We start from the raw sequence: 13,335 nt of genomic DNA, 5'->3' as shown, positions 1-13,335 counted from the left end.
CTGCCGGCCGACCAGCGCCCTCTGGGCCGGTTCGGCGGGTGCGGATTGGTGGCGGCCGGTCGGCGGCCCGCCCCGCGCGGCCCGGGCCGCCCCGCCCGGCGCGCCGGGCCCCGCCTCGCCGCGAACGCCCCACCTCCGGAGACCCCCATGGCCCACCTGATCGCCCGGCTCGCCCGGGCGGCCGGCTACGTGCCGGCCGCGAAGGCTGCCGCCCTCGCCCCGCCGGCCTTCGCCCTCTACGGGGAGGGCCGCGCCGTCTGGACCGCCCGGGACGGGGCGGCGCTCGCCCGCGAGGGCTTCGAGCGCAACGCCGTGGTGCACCGGGCCGTGCGGATGGTGGCCGAGGCCGCGGCCGCGCTGCCCCTGACCCTCACGGGGCCCACCGCCGAGGCCGCCCGGCCGCTCGCCGCGCTGCTCGCGCGGCCGAACCCCCGGGAGGGCGGGACGGGCTTCCTGGAGGGCCTCTACGGGCACCTGATGGTGTCCGGCAACGCCTACGTCGAGGCAATCTGCCTCGACCGGGTGCCGCGGGCGCTGCAGGCCCTCCGGCCCGACCGGATGCGGGTGGTCCCGGGGCCGGACGGCTGGCCCGCGGCCTACGTCTACGAGGCCGGCGGGCGCCGCCTGCGCTACGACATGGGCGGCGAGGGCGTGGCGCCGATCCTCCACCTGCGCCTGTTCCATCCCCGCGACGACCATTACGGGCTGGCGCCGATGGAGGCCGCGGCGGTGGCCCTCGACCTGCACAACGCGGCGGGCGCCTGGAACAAGGCGCTCCTCGACAACGCGGCGCGCCCCTCCGGCGCCCTGGTCTTCGCCGGCACGACCGGGCTCACCGAGGCGCAGTTCGGCCGCCTCAAGGGCGAGCTCGAGGCGAGCTACCAGGGCGCCGCCAACGCGGGCCGCCCGCTCCTGCTGGAGGGCGGCCTCGACTGGAAGCCCCTCGCCCTGTCCCCGCGGGACATGGACTTCGTGGAGGCCAAGGCGGCGGCCGCCCGCGAGATCGCCCTCGCCTTCGGGGTGCCGCCGCTGCTCCTCGGCCTGCCCGGCGACAACACCCACGCGAACTACGCGGAGGCGAACCGCGCCTTCTACCGCCAGACCGTGATCCCGCTGGTGCGCCGCACGGCGGACGCGCTGGCGCGCTGGCTGGAGCCCGCCTTCGGCCCCGCGAGCCTGGAGCCCGACCTCGACGCCATCGAGGCCCTCGCCCCCGAGCGCGAGAGCCTGTGGCGGCGGGTCGGCGCGGCGGATTTCCTGAGCCCCGCCGAGAAGCGCGAGGCGGTCGGCTACGCACCCGAACCGGGAGCCCCCTGATGGACGGCCACTTCACCGGCTACGCGAGCCTCTTCGGCGTGCCCGACCTCGGCCGCGACGTGGTGGCCCGCGGGGCCTTCGCCGAGACCCTGCGGCGGCGCGGGGCGCACGGCGTCCGGATGCTGTTCCAGCACGACCCCGCCGAGCCGATCGGCCGCTGGATCGGCCTCGCCGAGGATGCGCGGGGCCTGCGCGTCGAGGGCTGCCTCAACCTCGCCGTGCAGCGCGCCCGGGAGGTCGACGCGCTGATGCGCGGGGGCGGCCTCGACGGGCTCTCGATCGGCTTCCGGACCCTGAGCGCCCGCCCCGACCGGGCCGGGCAGCGCCACCTCCTGGCGGTCGACCTCTGGGAGATCTCCCTCGTCAGCTTCCCGCTGCAGCCCGGCGCCCGCGCCGGTGCGAGACCGGACGCCGGCCCCGACGCCGATGCGGAGGACGGCCTCGCGGCCGGGCTCCGCGCCCTGGCGCGCCGGCTCGCCCCGTCCGCTGCGCGCCGCTTCCGCACACCCCTTCCGTCCCAGCCCGAGAGGCCCCGATGACCGTTGACACCGCCCGCGACACGCTCCTCCTCGAGAACAAGGCCGCCGGCGCTCCCGGCGAGGCGAAGGCCGCCCTCGACGAGTTCGGCCGCGCCTTCGACGCCTTCAAGGCGACGAACGACCGCCGCCTCGCCGAGATCGAGGGCCGGCTCGGCCCCGACGTGGTGACCGAGGAGAAGCTCGCCCGCATCGACGCCGCCCTCGACGCGGCGCGCGGGCGGCTCGACCGCATCGCCCTCGACCGCGCCCGGCCCCCGCTCGCCGGGCCGGAGCCCGCCCGCGACCCGCTCGCCGCGGAGCACAAGGCGGCCTTCGACCTCTACGTGCGGGCCGGCGAGAGCGCCGGGCTCAAGGGCCTGGAGGCCAAGGCCCTGCAGGCTGGCTCCGGCCCCGACGGCGGCTACCTCGTGCCCCAGACCATCGAGCGCGAGGTGCTGCGCCGCCTCGCCACCCTCTCGCCGATCCGCGCGCTCGCGAGCGTCCGGGCGATCTCGGGCGGCCAGTACAAGCGGGCGGTGGCGACGGGGGCGCCGGTCGCCGGCTGGGTGGCCGAGGCCGCCCCGCGCCCCGAGACCGCGGGACCGGCCCTGTCCGAGCTCGCCTTCCCGGCGATGGAGCTCTACGCCATGCCGGCCGCCACGCAGACGCTCCTCGACGACGCCGTCGTCGACGTCGACGCCTGGCTCGCCGACGAGGTCGAGACCGCCTTCGCCGAGCAGGAGGGCGTAGCCTTCGTGACCGGCAACGGCGTGAGCCGCCCGAAGGGCTTCCTGAGCTACGACACGGTGGCGAACGCCGCCTGGGTGCCGGGCAAGATCGGCTTCGTCGCCACCGGGACGGCCGGCGCCTTCCCGGCCCAGAGCCCCTGCGACCTCCTCTACGACCTCGTCTTCGGGCTGCGCGCCGCCTACCGCCAGAACGCCGGCTTCGTGATGAACCGGCGCCTGCAGAGCACCATCCGCAAGTTCAAGGACGCGGACGGCAACTACCTCTGGCAGCCGCCGCTCACCGCCGACCGGCCCGCGACCCTGATGGGCTTCCCCGTCACCGAGGCCGAGGCGATGCCGGACGCGGCCGCGGGCTCCCTCTCGGTGGCCTTCGGCGACTTCCGCCGCGGCTACCTGGTGGTCGACCGCACGGGGCTCCGGGTGCTGCGCGACCCCTACTCCGCCAAGCCCTACGTGCTGTTCTACACCACGAAGCGCGTCGGCGGCGGCGTGCAGGACCACGAGGCGATCAAGCTCGTGAAGTTCGCCTGAGGGCCGCGGCCCTCCATCCAGGCGTGGCGGAGGGCCGCAACTGTCGAGGAAAGGTCACAACGCAGGCTGTAATCACACCTGAGGTAGTTATCCGCGGGAACAACCCTTCATTTGTTAACTTGAAGGTGATTTAACCGCCTGGGTTGACGCGGGGGTGATGCGGCATGGACTTGGACGGGGCAGAGAATGCGAAGGCCGAGGTGTTCCTGCGCGCCTTCCGCTTCGGGGAAGTCCCCATGGTGGCCCTCGCCGATGACGCGCCGCCCCTGTTCATGGCCCTGCCGGGTTCGGAGGCCTTCGATGCGATCGAGGCGGCCCGGCAGACCGGGGAGCCCGACCCCCGCGACCTGATCGCGGTCGGGATCGTGGGGGACGGAGAGGGCGAGCGCGCGCTGGGCCTGTTCGTGCAGCAGGCACGGCTGCGCCATCACCCGGTCGTGGAACGCGCCCTCGACATCGTGGGGCCGAACGAGGTCCGGGTGATCGTCACCGGCCGGATCAAGGCGCGGGGCGGGCGTGCCCGGTGCCGTCCCCTGCGCATCGGCAGCTCGGTCGGCCATCACCTCACGACGGCCGGGACCCTCGGCTGCTTCGTGCGATGCCGGACCGGCGGCCAAGTCGGCATCCTGTCGAACAACCACGTCCTCGCGCTCGCGAATGCGGGGGCCTGCGGGGACATCATCCTTCAGCCCGGCGCCGCCGATGGCGGCCATCTGCACCACGCGGCGAACCATGCCGCGCAGCTCGACCGCTTCGTGCCGATCGGGTTCGGCGCCGGCGCCATCAACCTTTTGGACTGCGCCTTCGCGCCGGTCCTCGACGGAACCGCCTGCGCGGCGGGGCAGGTGAGCGATCACGGCGGCCGGCACGTCTGCACCCTGACGGGCGGCATCGAGGCACCGCTGCTGCCGGGCCTGTCGGTCCTGAAGGTCGGCCGCACGACGGACTGCACGCACGGGGCGGTCATCGCGATCGACGTGGAAAACGTGACCGTCCAGATGCCCGATCGCGGCAGCATCCGGCTGATGCGCTTCGACCGGCAGGTTGCCATCGGGGGCCGAGACGGCGCATTCTCCCGCGCGGGCGACAGCGGCTCGCTCATCCTAACGGAGGATGGGCAGGCGGTGGGGCTCCTCTTTGCCGGTACTTCCCGGGGTGGGCCGAACGGTCATGGCATCACTTTTGCCAACCCGATCCAGTCGGTTCTGAATGCGTTGGATGTTGATATCTATACTGGCCCCTGAGGGATTCGGTCATGGATGATCGCCGCGCGAAGCTGCTCGCCTCACAGGCGGACGCGCAGGCCGCGAAGGCCGAGTTCGTGTCGCAATACGCACGCGGCCGCCCGGGCCGGGCCGTCGGCCTCGGGGTCAACAGGACCGGCGATCGCTGGACCATGAAGGTGTTCGTCGAGGATCCCGACGCCGCCCGCGGATTGCCGAAGCAGTTCCGCAACTTCGACGTCGACGTGGAGGTCACGGGGCCGGTGGAGGCCTACTGAGGCCCCCGGACCGGCCGTCGCGACTCCTCGCCTCAGCGCATCAGGCCGGCCGCGACGCCCACGGCGCCCATCGTCGTGACGATGATCAGGACCATGCGGTTGTAGGAGCGGCGCCGGCGGGCGTCGCCGATCAGGTTCTCGAGAGCGGTCATCGGCGCCCCCCTAGCGGAGGCGCCTGACGGTTCCGTGACGGCTACTCGCCGGTTTCGATCACGAGGGACATGCGCAGGCGGAACAGCACGGCGCCCTTGGAGTCGCGCACCGCCGCCACGTAGTCCTGGCGGTCGACGTCGGGCAGGAAGTCGCGGGCGATGCGCGACATGATGCGCGTGGCCTTGTCGCGGGCCGCGGCGCGGTCGGGCAGCTCGAAGCCGGTCTCGTCGCGAGCCAGCTCAGACCCGTCGTGAAGGTCGATGAAGTACCGGGGCATGGGGGTGGGCCGAATCAACGTGGGACTGCCTCCCACGACCATAGCAGAGCGCCGTCAAGGTTGACGACGTGCCGGATGCGCTTCCTCGCCGCGCGGCGTGACGTCCGGGGCGGTTCGTCGCCGCGGAATCACCGGCGGCGGGCGGAGCGGGCCATCCAGTCGGTCCGGTTGCCGCGGCCCTGCGGCAGCGCCTCGCCGACCTGCATGCGGTTGAGCTCGGCCGCACGGGTGGCGATCCAGCCCGCGTGCTCGGCCACCGGCGTCACGGCCGTGAAGCCGCCGCAGGCGGTGCGCCGCCGGCCGTTCTGCTGGAGCGCGCCGCTGGACCAGCTGACGACGCCGATGATCTGGTAGCCGCCGGGGCCGCCGCGCAGGATCGGCCCGCCGGAATCGCCGAGGCAGGCGCCCGCCCCCGCCGTCTCGGCGAGGCGCTGGCGGTCCGTCACCACCGTCACCCGGTTGGCGACCTGGAGGGAGCCGATCGAGACGAGGTGCGCCTGGCGGAGCGTGCGGGCGGTGTTGCGCCGGTTCTCGGCAACGACCCCGAAGCCCGCGATGTCCACGCTCTCGCCGTTGGCGATGCCGCCCCCGCCCCGGGCGTCGAGGGGCATGAAGTCGCCGCCGAGGGGCTGGGCGAGCTTGATCAGGGCGAGGTCGATGCCGGGCTGGTCCTCCGGGGTGGTGCCGGGCACGAAGTCCGGATGCATCGAGGCGGCGGCCGCCGGGATGCGCACCTGCCGGAAGCCGCGGTCCACCGCGATCACGCTGTAGCCGGCCTGGTGCATCACGCAATGGGCGGCGGTGAGGACGATGTCGGGGGCGATCAGGGTGCCGGAGCAGATCTCGCCCTGGGTGCTCTCGATGCGCACCGTGAAGCTGCGCGCCCCGTTCGGGTCGCGCGCGACCTGGCCGTTGATCACGGCCTGCGCGGGCGCCGCGGCGAGGCCGGCCGCGACCGCGCCGAGGGCGATCGCCGCGCGCCGAAGGCCCGCGGTCCCGCCCGGAAACCCGCGCCCGGACCGGCGGAACATCGTGCGGAACGGGGTCGCGACCATCACTCGTCTCTCCCGCATCCGGGTTCAAGCTTGTCAGAGGCCCTTCGAGCCTAGCCTAACCCAATCGACCGGCCAAGCTGTGGTTCCGCCGTGCCTCGGGATCGGGCGCCGCGTCCCGTCCGCGCGGCTCAGTTCCAGGCGGCGCTGCGCTGCCAGTCCCCGAGGGTGCGGTCGATCCAGTCGCGCTGCGGGCCGAGCAGGATGCCCTGCGTGAGGCCGCCGCAGGCGTCCTTCACCCAGGCCGCGAGGGCGACCACCGCCCCGCCCTCCGAGATCGGGCCGCCGGAATCCCCCTGGCAGCCGCCGGCGCGGGCGCCCTGCAGCCAGACCAGGATGCGGCTCTGCCCGTAGGGTTCCACCACGGGCAGCGCCGCGACGCGGAAGCGCCCCAGCGAGCGGCGGTCGCGCAGGTCCGTGGCGCCGTAGCCGCCGAGGATCAGGTCCGCGCCCGCCCGCGGCATGGCGGGGCTGAGCGTCGCCGCCGTGAACCGCGCCGGCAGCGGCTCGCGGGTACGCAGCAGGGCGAGGTCGATCGAGCGCGTCCGGCCCCGCACCGCATCGGCCACGTAGCCCGGATGCACGCGGCGCTCGGCGAGGTCCATCAGCACGGGCTGGTCCCCGGCATCGCGGAAGTGGACGCGGTTCTGGGTGATGCCGGCGACGCAGTGGCCGGCGGTGAGCACCGCGTCACGGGCCACCACGACGCCGGTGCAGACGCCGCCGTTCGAGGTCAGCACCATCACGCTGGCGGAGGCCGCCTCCGGCGCCTCGCGGCCCCCCACCACGGCCGAGGCGGGCGCCCCCGACAGGGCCGCCAGCGCGGCGCCGAGCGCGGCGGCGCGGGCGGTCGCGCGGGCCGCGCGCGGGCGGGGCGGGCTGGTGCGTCCCATCGACGGTCCGATCCTGACTTCGTGCTCACCGGAGATCCGAGCGATGACCCCGATACGCGTGGACGGCGCCACCGTCGAGCCGGTGAGCCTCGCCGAGATGCGGGCCTACCTGCGCCTCGACCCCGACGACGGCGGCGCCGAGGACGCGCTGATCGGCAGCCTGATCGCGGCGGCGCGGGCGCGCCTGGAGGCCGAGACGCGGCGCATCCTCGCGCCGGGCACCTTCCGGCTCTGGCTTCCCGAGCGCCCGCGGGACGGGCGCCTCGCCCTGCCGCTCAGCCCGCTGGTCGCCGTGGCGCGGGCCGGCGCCCTCGCGGCGGACGGCACGCTCGCAGCATTCCCGCCCGGCCTCGTCGCCGCAGGCCCAGACCCGCTGGAGGCCCCGGCCCTCCACCTCGACGCGGTGGCGCGGGCCGGCCCGGGCGGCCTCGCGATCGAGCTGCGGGCCGGCTTCGGCGGGGACGGGCCGCCCCTGCCGCCGCCGCTGGCGCTGGCCGTCCGGCGGCTCGCCGCCGCCTGGTTCGAGCATCGCGGCGACGAGGCCGGCCCGGTGCTGCCCCCCGACATCGCCGCGCTGGCATCGCCCTACCGCTGGCTGCGCCTGTAGCCGCCCGAGACCCGGAGCCCCGATGCGCCAGTTCCTCTCACCCACTCCCCTCGCGCGCCTCGCCCTCGGGGCGCGGCGGCGGCGCTTCGTGCTCGAACGGCCGGTGGACGAGCCCGACGGCTTCGGCGGGCGCCTGCGCCGCTACGTGGCCGGGCCGCTGGTCTGGGGGGCGATCGAACCCCTCGGCCAGGCGGAGCGCAGCCGCGGCGGCCGCAGCGACAGCGTCGCCACCCACCGCATCACCCTGCGGGCGCGCCCGGGCCTCGCCCCCGAGATGCGCCTCGCGGCGGGCCCGCGCCGCTTCACGATCCGGTCGGTCGGCGACCCGGCGGAGCGCGGGCGCGACCTCGTCTGCGAGGTCGAGGAACTCGCGGAGGCCGCCTCGTGAGCCCGCTCCCCCCGACGCCGCTCCTCGCGATGCGGGCGGCCCTCCTGGCCTACCTCGCCACCGACGCGACGCTGGCCGCCCTGATGGGCGGGGCCTTCCGCCTCCACGACGAGCCGCCCCGCGGCTCCGTGCCGGTCTACGCCCTGTTCGGCGACGCCGAGGTGCGCGACGCCTCCGTCGACGGGGCGGCGCGCCACGCCCACACCCTGCAGCTCGTGGTCTTCGCCCGGGCAGGCTCCGCCCGCACGGGGCTCGACGCCGCCGAGCGCATGGCCCGCCTGATCACGGACGCGAACCTCGCGCCCGCCGGGCACGCCGTGGTGACGCTCCGCGTGCGGGCGCTCAGCGCCGCCCGCGACGAGCGCACCGGCGAGGCCCGCAGCACCCTCACCCTCGAAGCCGTCACCGAGGCGGCCTGACCCCCATCCCGGACCGGAGACCGCCATGGCAGCGCAGAAGGGCAAGGACCTCCTCATCAGGGCCGGCAACGGCGCCGGCGGCTTCGTGGCGGTGGCGGGCCTGCGCGCCCGCCAGATCGCCCTGAACGCCGAGGCCGTCGACGTCACGAACGCCGACTCGGCGGGGCGCTGGCGCGAGCTCCTGGCCGGGGCGGGCGTGCGCCGCGCCGGCCTCTCCGGCTCCGGCGTGTTCCGCGACGAGGCGTCGGACCTGCGCCTGCGCCAGGTCTTCTTCGACGGCGCCATCGAGACCTACCAGATCGTGGTGCCGTCCTTCGGGATCATCGAGGGGCCGTTCCAGGTCACGAGCCTCGAGTACCGGGGCGACCATGCCGGCGAGGTCACCTTCGACATCAGCCTCGACTCGGCCGGGCCGCTGAGCTTCACGGCGACCTGACCCACCGACCACCCATTCCCTGCGGAGCGCCGCCATGCCCAACCTGCGCCGCGGCGAGGTGCCGCTCGACCTCGGCGGCCGCCGCTACACCCTGTGCCTGACGCTCGGGGCGCTGGCCGAGCTGGAGGCGGCCTGCGGCGCCGACGACCTCTCCGGCCTCGGCGCGCGCTTCGCGGGCGGCCGGCTCGCGAGCCGGGACCTGATCGCGCTCCTCGGCGCGGCGCTCCGCGGGGGCGGCCACGACCTCGACGACGCAGCCGTGGCGCGCCTGCCCCTGGCGGGCGGCCTCGCGGCCGTGGCGCTCGCCCTGGAGCGGGCGCTGGTGGCGGCCTTCGGGCCGGCCGAGGCCGGACGGGCCGAGGCCGAAACGCCTGATCGCGGCGAGGCACCCGCGGGCCCTCGCTGACCACGGGCGGGGACGCGCCGGGGCCTGCCCCCGCCTTCCCGTGGGATGCGGCGCTGCACCTGGGGCTCCACCGCCTCGGCTGGCGCCCGCGCGACTTCTGGGCGGCGACGCCCCGCGAGCTGATCGCCGCCGCCGGGACATCGACCGGCGCGCCGCGGACCTGGGCACCGCAGACCTGGGCGGCCCCGACCGGGGCCGACCTCGCGCGGCTCCTCGCCGCCCACCCCGACCCCGACTGACGAGAGGCAGAGAGCCATGGCCGAGACCGAGACCGAGCGCGACACCGCGGCCCGCATCCGCCAGCTCGACACCCTCGACCGCCTCGCGAAGAGCTTCGGCAACAGCCTCTCGACGGCGCTCACCCGCAACCTCGGGGCCGGGCGGCAGCTCGACGGGGTGCTGGCCCAGCTCGGCACCCGCCTCGCCAGCGCGGCGACCCGGGCGGCGCTGAGCCCGGTGCGCACCGGCGTCACGAGCCTCGTCAACAGCCTGATCGGCGCCAGTGCCGAGAGCGCGGCCTTCGCGCGCGGCGGCGTCGTGGCCGGGGGCCGGGTGCGGCCCTTCGCGGAGGGCGGGATCGTCGCCGCGCCGACTTACTTCCCGATGCGCGGGGGCACCGGCCTGATGGGCGAGGCCGGCCCCGAGGCGATCCTGCCCCTGCGGCGGGGCCAGGACGGGCGCCTCGGCGTGGCGGCGGGCAGCCCGGGCCGGCCGGTCTCCGTCACCGTCAACATCGCGACGCCGGACGTGGCGGGCTTCCGCCGCTCCGAGGCGCAGGTCGCCGCCGGCCTCGCCCGCGCGGTCGCCCGCGGCCAGCGGGCGCTGTGAGGAGGCCCGGATGGCGTCCGACTTCCACGAGGTGCGCTTCCCCCTCGACGTCTCGCTGCGCGGCAGCGGCGGCCCGGTGCGGCTCACCGAGATCGTCACCCTGGCCTCGGGCCGCGAGCACCGCAACGGCCGCTGGGCGGATTCCCGGCGGCGCTACGAGGCGGGCTTCGGCGTGCGCAGCCTCGACGCGCTGCACGCCGTGCTGGCCTTCTTCGAGGCGCGGCGCGGCCGCCTCTACGGCTTCCGCTACCGCGACCGGGTCGATTTCCGCTCCGGCCTGCCCTCGCGGGCGCCGGGCCCGACCGACCAGCCCCTCGGCACCGGCGACGGCGCCAACCGCGCCTTCGCGCTCGCCAAGACCTATTCGGACCGGGTCGCGGGCGGCGGGCCCCTCCCCTACCGGCGGCTCATCGCCAAGCCGGTGGACGGCACCGTGCGGGTGGCGGTGAACGGGACCGAGGCCGCCCGCGGCCAGTTCGCCTGCGACCCCGCCACCGGCCTCGTCACCTTCGCGGCCGGCGCGGTGCCGCCCGCGGGGGCCGCGGTGACGGCGGGCTTCGAGTTCGACGTGCCCGTCCGCTTCGACACGGACAGCCTCGGCATCGACCTCGAGGCTTTCACGGCGGGCGAGATCCCGCGGGTGCCCCTGATCGAGATCGTGCCCTGAGGGAGGCCCCATGCGCGACCTGCCGCCCGCCCTCGCCACGCGCCTCTCGGGGGGCGCCACCACGCTGTGCCACTGCTGGGCGCTGCGCCGGCGCGACGGGGCGAGCCTCGGCTTCACCGACCACGACCGCGACCTCACCTTCGGGGGCCTCGTCTACGCGGCCCGCAGCGGGCTCGAGGCGGCGGAGGCCAGCGCCGAGCTCGGCTTCGCGGTCTCGGGCGGCGAGGTGGCGGGGGCGCTCACGGGGCTCGGCCTCACCGAGGCCGACGTCGCGGGCGGCCTCTACGACGGGGCGAGCGTCGAGACCTGGATCGTCGACTGGACGGACCCGGCCGCCCGCCTCCTCCTCGACGTGGCGAGCCTCGGCGAGATCCGCCGCACCGGCGCGGCCTTCGTGGCCGAGCTGCGCGGCCTGATGGACCGCCTCGACGCGACCCGCGGCCGGACCTACGGCGCCACCTGCGGGGCCGATCTCGGTGACATGCGCTGCCGCGTCGACCTCGGGCGGTTCCGGACCACCGGCACGGTCCTCGCCGCGGAGGCGCCCGGCCGCTTCACGGCGGCGCTGGCGGGCGCGTTCCCGGACACCCTCTTCGCCGCCGGCCGCCTGGCCTGGACCGGGGGCGCCAATGCGGGGCTGGCCGGCGACGTGCGGACGGCCACGGCCGGCAGCCTCGACCTCTGGGAGGCGCCGCCGCGGCCGATCGCGCCCGGCGACGCCTTCACGCTCACGGCGGGCTGCGACAAGCGCCTCGCCACCTGCCGGGACACCTTCGCCAACGTCCCGAACTTCCAGGGATTCCCGCACATGCCGGGCAACGACTTCGTGCTCCGCTACGCCCCGGGCTCCGGCCCCGGCCTCGACGGCGGCAGCCTGTTCCGCCCGGTCGGCACCTGAGGCGATGGACCGTGGAGGCACCGATGCGTGACGTCACGCCCGAGGCCGTGGTCGCGCAGGCGCGGCTCTGGCTCGGCACGCCCTACCGGCACCAGGCCTCGCTCCCCGGCATCGGCTGCGACTGCCTCGGCCTCCTGCGCGGGGTCTGGCGCGGACTCCTCGGGCCGGAGCCGGAGACGCCGCCACCCTACGCGGGGAGCTGGGCCGAGTCGGCGCCGGCCGGCAGCGACCCGCTGGCGGAGGCCGCGCTCCGCCACCTGCTGCCCGTGCCGGATAAGCGGATCGCTCCCGGCCACGTCCTGCTCTTCGGCTTCCGGGCGCACCTGCCGGCCCGCCACTGCGCCATCGCGACGGGCCCGGCCGCGATGATCCACGCCCATGACGGCGCCGCGGTGACGGAGGTCGCGCTCACGCCCTGGTGGCGCCGCCACCTGCGATACGTCTTCCGGTTTCCGGGCGCGGTGTGACCGGGGCACGACGGCGCGAGGGCCCCCGGATGCGCTAGGGTCGATCCGAACCCGCCCCGCCACACCGCCCGGAGACCCGCCGCGATGCCGGCCATCCCCGCGGCCCGGGAGGATGCGAGCCGCGCCAACAACATCGGCGCGATCCGCCTGATCCTGGCCGCCCTCGTCGTGCTCTCGCACGCGCCGGAGCTCGTCGACGGCGACCGCTCCCGCGAGCTGCTGACGCGGGCCTTCGGTACGCTGTCGTTCGGGGAGCTGGCCGTCGACGGCTTCTTCCTGGTGAGCGGCTACCTCGTCACGCGCAGCTACCGCAACCGGACCTCGTTTGCCGACTACGTGGCGCGCCGCGCGGTGCGGATCTACCCGGGCTTCGTCGTCGCCTCCCTGGTCTGCATCGCCGTGGTGGCGCCCCTGGCGGGCGGCGACCTCGCGGGCGCCTCGGCGCACGGGAGCCTCGCGCGCCTCGCCCTGCTGCTGATCCCGGTGGTCCCCGGGGCCTTCGCGGACCTGTCCTACCCGATCCTCAACGGGGCGATGTGGACGATCCCGATCGAGTTCGGCTGCTACCTGCTCCTCGGCCTCGTGGCGAAGCTCGGGGTGTTCCGCGACGACCGGCGCTACCTCGCGCTCCTCGCGGTCCTCGCCGGGCTCGTGCTGGTGCGGCCGCTCCTCCTGCCGGTGGGGCAGCCGGGGACGGCGCTCGGCACCCTCTCGGAGATGATCCGGCTCGGCTTCCTGTTCGCCTGCGGGGGCGCCTTCCAGCTGTTCGCTGCGCGGATCCGCTACACGGCCCGCGGGGCCGGCGGCGCGGCGGCCCTGCTCGCGCCGCTGCTGTGCGTCGGGCCCCTGGCCGAGCCCGCCTTCGCGCTGCTGGGCGGCTACCTGATCTTCTGGTTCGCCTTCGCGGTGCGCCCGACCGCGCTCAGCCTCGCGGCGAACGCGGCCGACCCCTCCTACGGGCTCTACCTCTACGCCTGGCCGGTGCAGTGCCTCCTGATCCTGCACGCGCCGCAGCTCTCCCCCTGGGCCATGGCGGCCCTGGTCCTCGCCGTCGCCACCGGCCTCGGCCTCCTGAGCTGGCACCTCGTCGAGCGCCCGGCCCTCGACCGCCTGCCGGCGCTGCGCCGGTGGATCGCGGGGCTGCGGGGGCAACCGGCCGCGGCCTGAGCCGGCGCAGGCCGGTAGGGGGCCGCCGCACCACACCGGACATCCGTCCAGCACCAAACAC

The 13,335-nt window shown here is 75.9% G+C and carries 19 protein-coding genes; 16 read left to right on the top strand and 3 right to left on the bottom strand.

Going from position 1 to position 13,335, the window contains the following annotated elements; translation table 11 throughout:
* The first annotated feature begins 147 nt into the window (after window positions 1-147).
* The 5 genes from ACLBXP_RS02505 to ACLBXP_RS02485 all read left to right on the top strand — a co-directional run bounded on the left by ACLBXP_RS02505 (window position 148) and on the right by ACLBXP_RS02485 (window position 4,616).
* Window positions 148-1,317 carry a phage portal protein gene (locus ACLBXP_RS02505; RefSeq protein ID WP_447665971.1) on the top strand — a complete coding sequence of 390 codons (1,170 nt, stop codon included), beginning with the start codon at window positions 148-150 and terminating at the stop codon, window positions 1,315-1,317.
* A complete protein-coding gene (locus ACLBXP_RS02500) occupies window positions 1,317-1,856 on the top strand; it encodes an HK97 family phage prohead protease (RefSeq protein WP_447665970.1) in 540 nt (179 codons plus the stop codon). Before ACLBXP_RS02505 ends, ACLBXP_RS02500 begins: the two co-directional genes overlap by 1 nt.
* On the top strand, window positions 1,853-3,115 hold the full coding sequence (locus ACLBXP_RS02495; protein ID WP_447665969.1) for a phage major capsid protein: 1,263 nt from the start codon (window positions 1,853-1,855) through the stop codon (window positions 3,113-3,115). The genes ACLBXP_RS02500 and ACLBXP_RS02495 overlap by 4 nt, the downstream gene beginning before the upstream one ends.
* Window positions 3,116-3,279: 164 nt before the next feature.
* Complete coding sequence (locus ACLBXP_RS02490; protein WP_447665968.1) at window positions 3,280-4,359, top strand: hypothetical protein; 1,080 nt, start codon at window positions 3,280-3,282, stop codon at window positions 4,357-4,359.
* A gap of 11 nt (window positions 4,360-4,370) precedes the next feature.
* A complete protein-coding gene (locus ACLBXP_RS02485) occupies window positions 4,371-4,616 on the top strand; it encodes a hypothetical protein (RefSeq protein WP_447665967.1) in 246 nt (81 codons plus the stop codon).
* 193 nt (window positions 4,617-4,809) lie between these two features.
* On the opposite strand, the gene ACLBXP_RS02480 is transcribed toward ACLBXP_RS02485, so the two are convergent.
* The 3 genes from ACLBXP_RS02480 to ACLBXP_RS02470 all read right to left on the bottom strand — a co-directional run bounded on the left by ACLBXP_RS02480 (window position 4,810) and on the right by ACLBXP_RS02470 (window position 6,991).
* Window positions 4,810-5,046, bottom strand: a complete 237-nt coding sequence (locus ACLBXP_RS02480; protein WP_447665966.1) for a DUF6894 family protein — start codon at window positions 5,044-5,046, stop codon at window positions 4,810-4,812.
* 128 nt (window positions 5,047-5,174) lie between these two features.
* Entirely contained in the window at window positions 5,175-6,077 is a 903-nt protein-coding gene (locus tag ACLBXP_RS02475) for a S1 family peptidase (RefSeq protein ID WP_447666210.1), read from the bottom strand.
* Between the two features lie 152 nt (window positions 6,078-6,229).
* Entirely contained in the window at window positions 6,230-6,991 is a 762-nt protein-coding gene (locus tag ACLBXP_RS02470) for a S1 family peptidase (RefSeq protein WP_447665965.1), read from the bottom strand.
* A gap of 43 nt (window positions 6,992-7,034) precedes the next feature.
* Here ACLBXP_RS02470 and ACLBXP_RS02465 point away from each other — a divergent pair, with 43 nt between their 5' ends.
* From ACLBXP_RS02465 to ACLBXP_RS02415, 11 genes are all read left to right on the top strand, one after another.
* Window positions 7,035-7,598 carry a head-tail connector protein gene (locus ACLBXP_RS02465; protein ID WP_447665964.1) on the top strand — a complete coding sequence of 188 codons (564 nt, stop codon included), beginning with the start codon at window positions 7,035-7,037 and terminating at the stop codon, window positions 7,596-7,598.
* 22 nt (window positions 7,599-7,620) lie between these two features.
* The gene (locus ACLBXP_RS02460) at window positions 7,621-7,986 is read left to right on the top strand and encodes a head-tail adaptor protein (RefSeq protein ID WP_447665963.1); all 366 of its coding nucleotides are present in this window, start codon (window positions 7,621-7,623) and stop codon (window positions 7,984-7,986) included.
* A 29-nt stretch (window positions 7,987-8,015) separates the two neighbouring features.
* A complete protein-coding gene (locus tag ACLBXP_RS02455; RefSeq protein WP_447666209.1) occupies window positions 8,016-8,405 on the top strand; it encodes a DUF3168 domain-containing protein in 390 nt (129 codons plus the stop codon).
* 25 nt (window positions 8,406-8,430) lie between these two features.
* Complete coding sequence (locus ACLBXP_RS02450; RefSeq protein ID WP_447665961.1) at window positions 8,431-8,841, top strand: phage major tail protein, TP901-1 family; 411 nt, start codon at window positions 8,431-8,433, stop codon at window positions 8,839-8,841.
* A gap of 34 nt (window positions 8,842-8,875) precedes the next feature.
* Window positions 8,876-9,247: a gene transfer agent family protein gene (locus ACLBXP_RS02445; RefSeq protein ID WP_447665959.1), complete on the top strand. Its 372-nt coding sequence runs from the start codon at window positions 8,876-8,878 to the stop codon at window positions 9,245-9,247.
* Window positions 9,244-9,486 carry a phage tail assembly chaperone gene (locus ACLBXP_RS02440; RefSeq protein ID WP_447666208.1) on the top strand — a complete coding sequence of 81 codons (243 nt, stop codon included), beginning with the start codon at window positions 9,244-9,246 and terminating at the stop codon, window positions 9,484-9,486. The genes ACLBXP_RS02445 and ACLBXP_RS02440 overlap by 4 nt, the downstream gene beginning before the upstream one ends.
* A 16-nt stretch (window positions 9,487-9,502) precedes the next feature.
* Entirely contained in the window at window positions 9,503-10,075 is a 573-nt protein-coding gene (locus ACLBXP_RS02435) for a phage tail tape measure protein (protein WP_447665958.1), read from the top strand.
* A 10-nt stretch (window positions 10,076-10,085) separates the two neighbouring features.
* On the top strand, window positions 10,086-10,742 hold the full coding sequence (locus ACLBXP_RS02430) for a phage distal tail protein, Rcc01695 family (RefSeq protein WP_447665956.1): 657 nt from the start codon (window positions 10,086-10,088) through the stop codon (window positions 10,740-10,742).
* Window positions 10,743-10,752: 10 nt separating this feature from the next.
* Entirely contained in the window at window positions 10,753-11,640 is an 888-nt protein-coding gene (locus tag ACLBXP_RS02425) for a DUF2163 domain-containing protein (protein ID WP_447665955.1), read from the top strand.
* Between the two features lie 23 nt (window positions 11,641-11,663).
* The gene (locus tag ACLBXP_RS02420) at window positions 11,664-12,107 is read left to right on the top strand and encodes a peptidase P60 (RefSeq protein ID WP_447665953.1); all 444 of its coding nucleotides are present in this window, start codon (window positions 11,664-11,666) and stop codon (window positions 12,105-12,107) included.
* 84 nt (window positions 12,108-12,191) lie between these two features.
* Window positions 12,192-13,274 carry an acyltransferase family protein gene (locus ACLBXP_RS02415; RefSeq protein WP_447665951.1) on the top strand — a complete coding sequence of 361 codons (1,083 nt, stop codon included), beginning with the start codon at window positions 12,192-12,194 and terminating at the stop codon, window positions 13,272-13,274.
* The last annotated feature ends 61 nt before the right edge of the window (window positions 13,275-13,335 follow it).

The sequence above is a fragment of the Methylobacterium sp. A54F genome (assembly GCF_053346035.1).
This window is presented reverse-complemented; position numbering and strand designations above follow the sequence as displayed.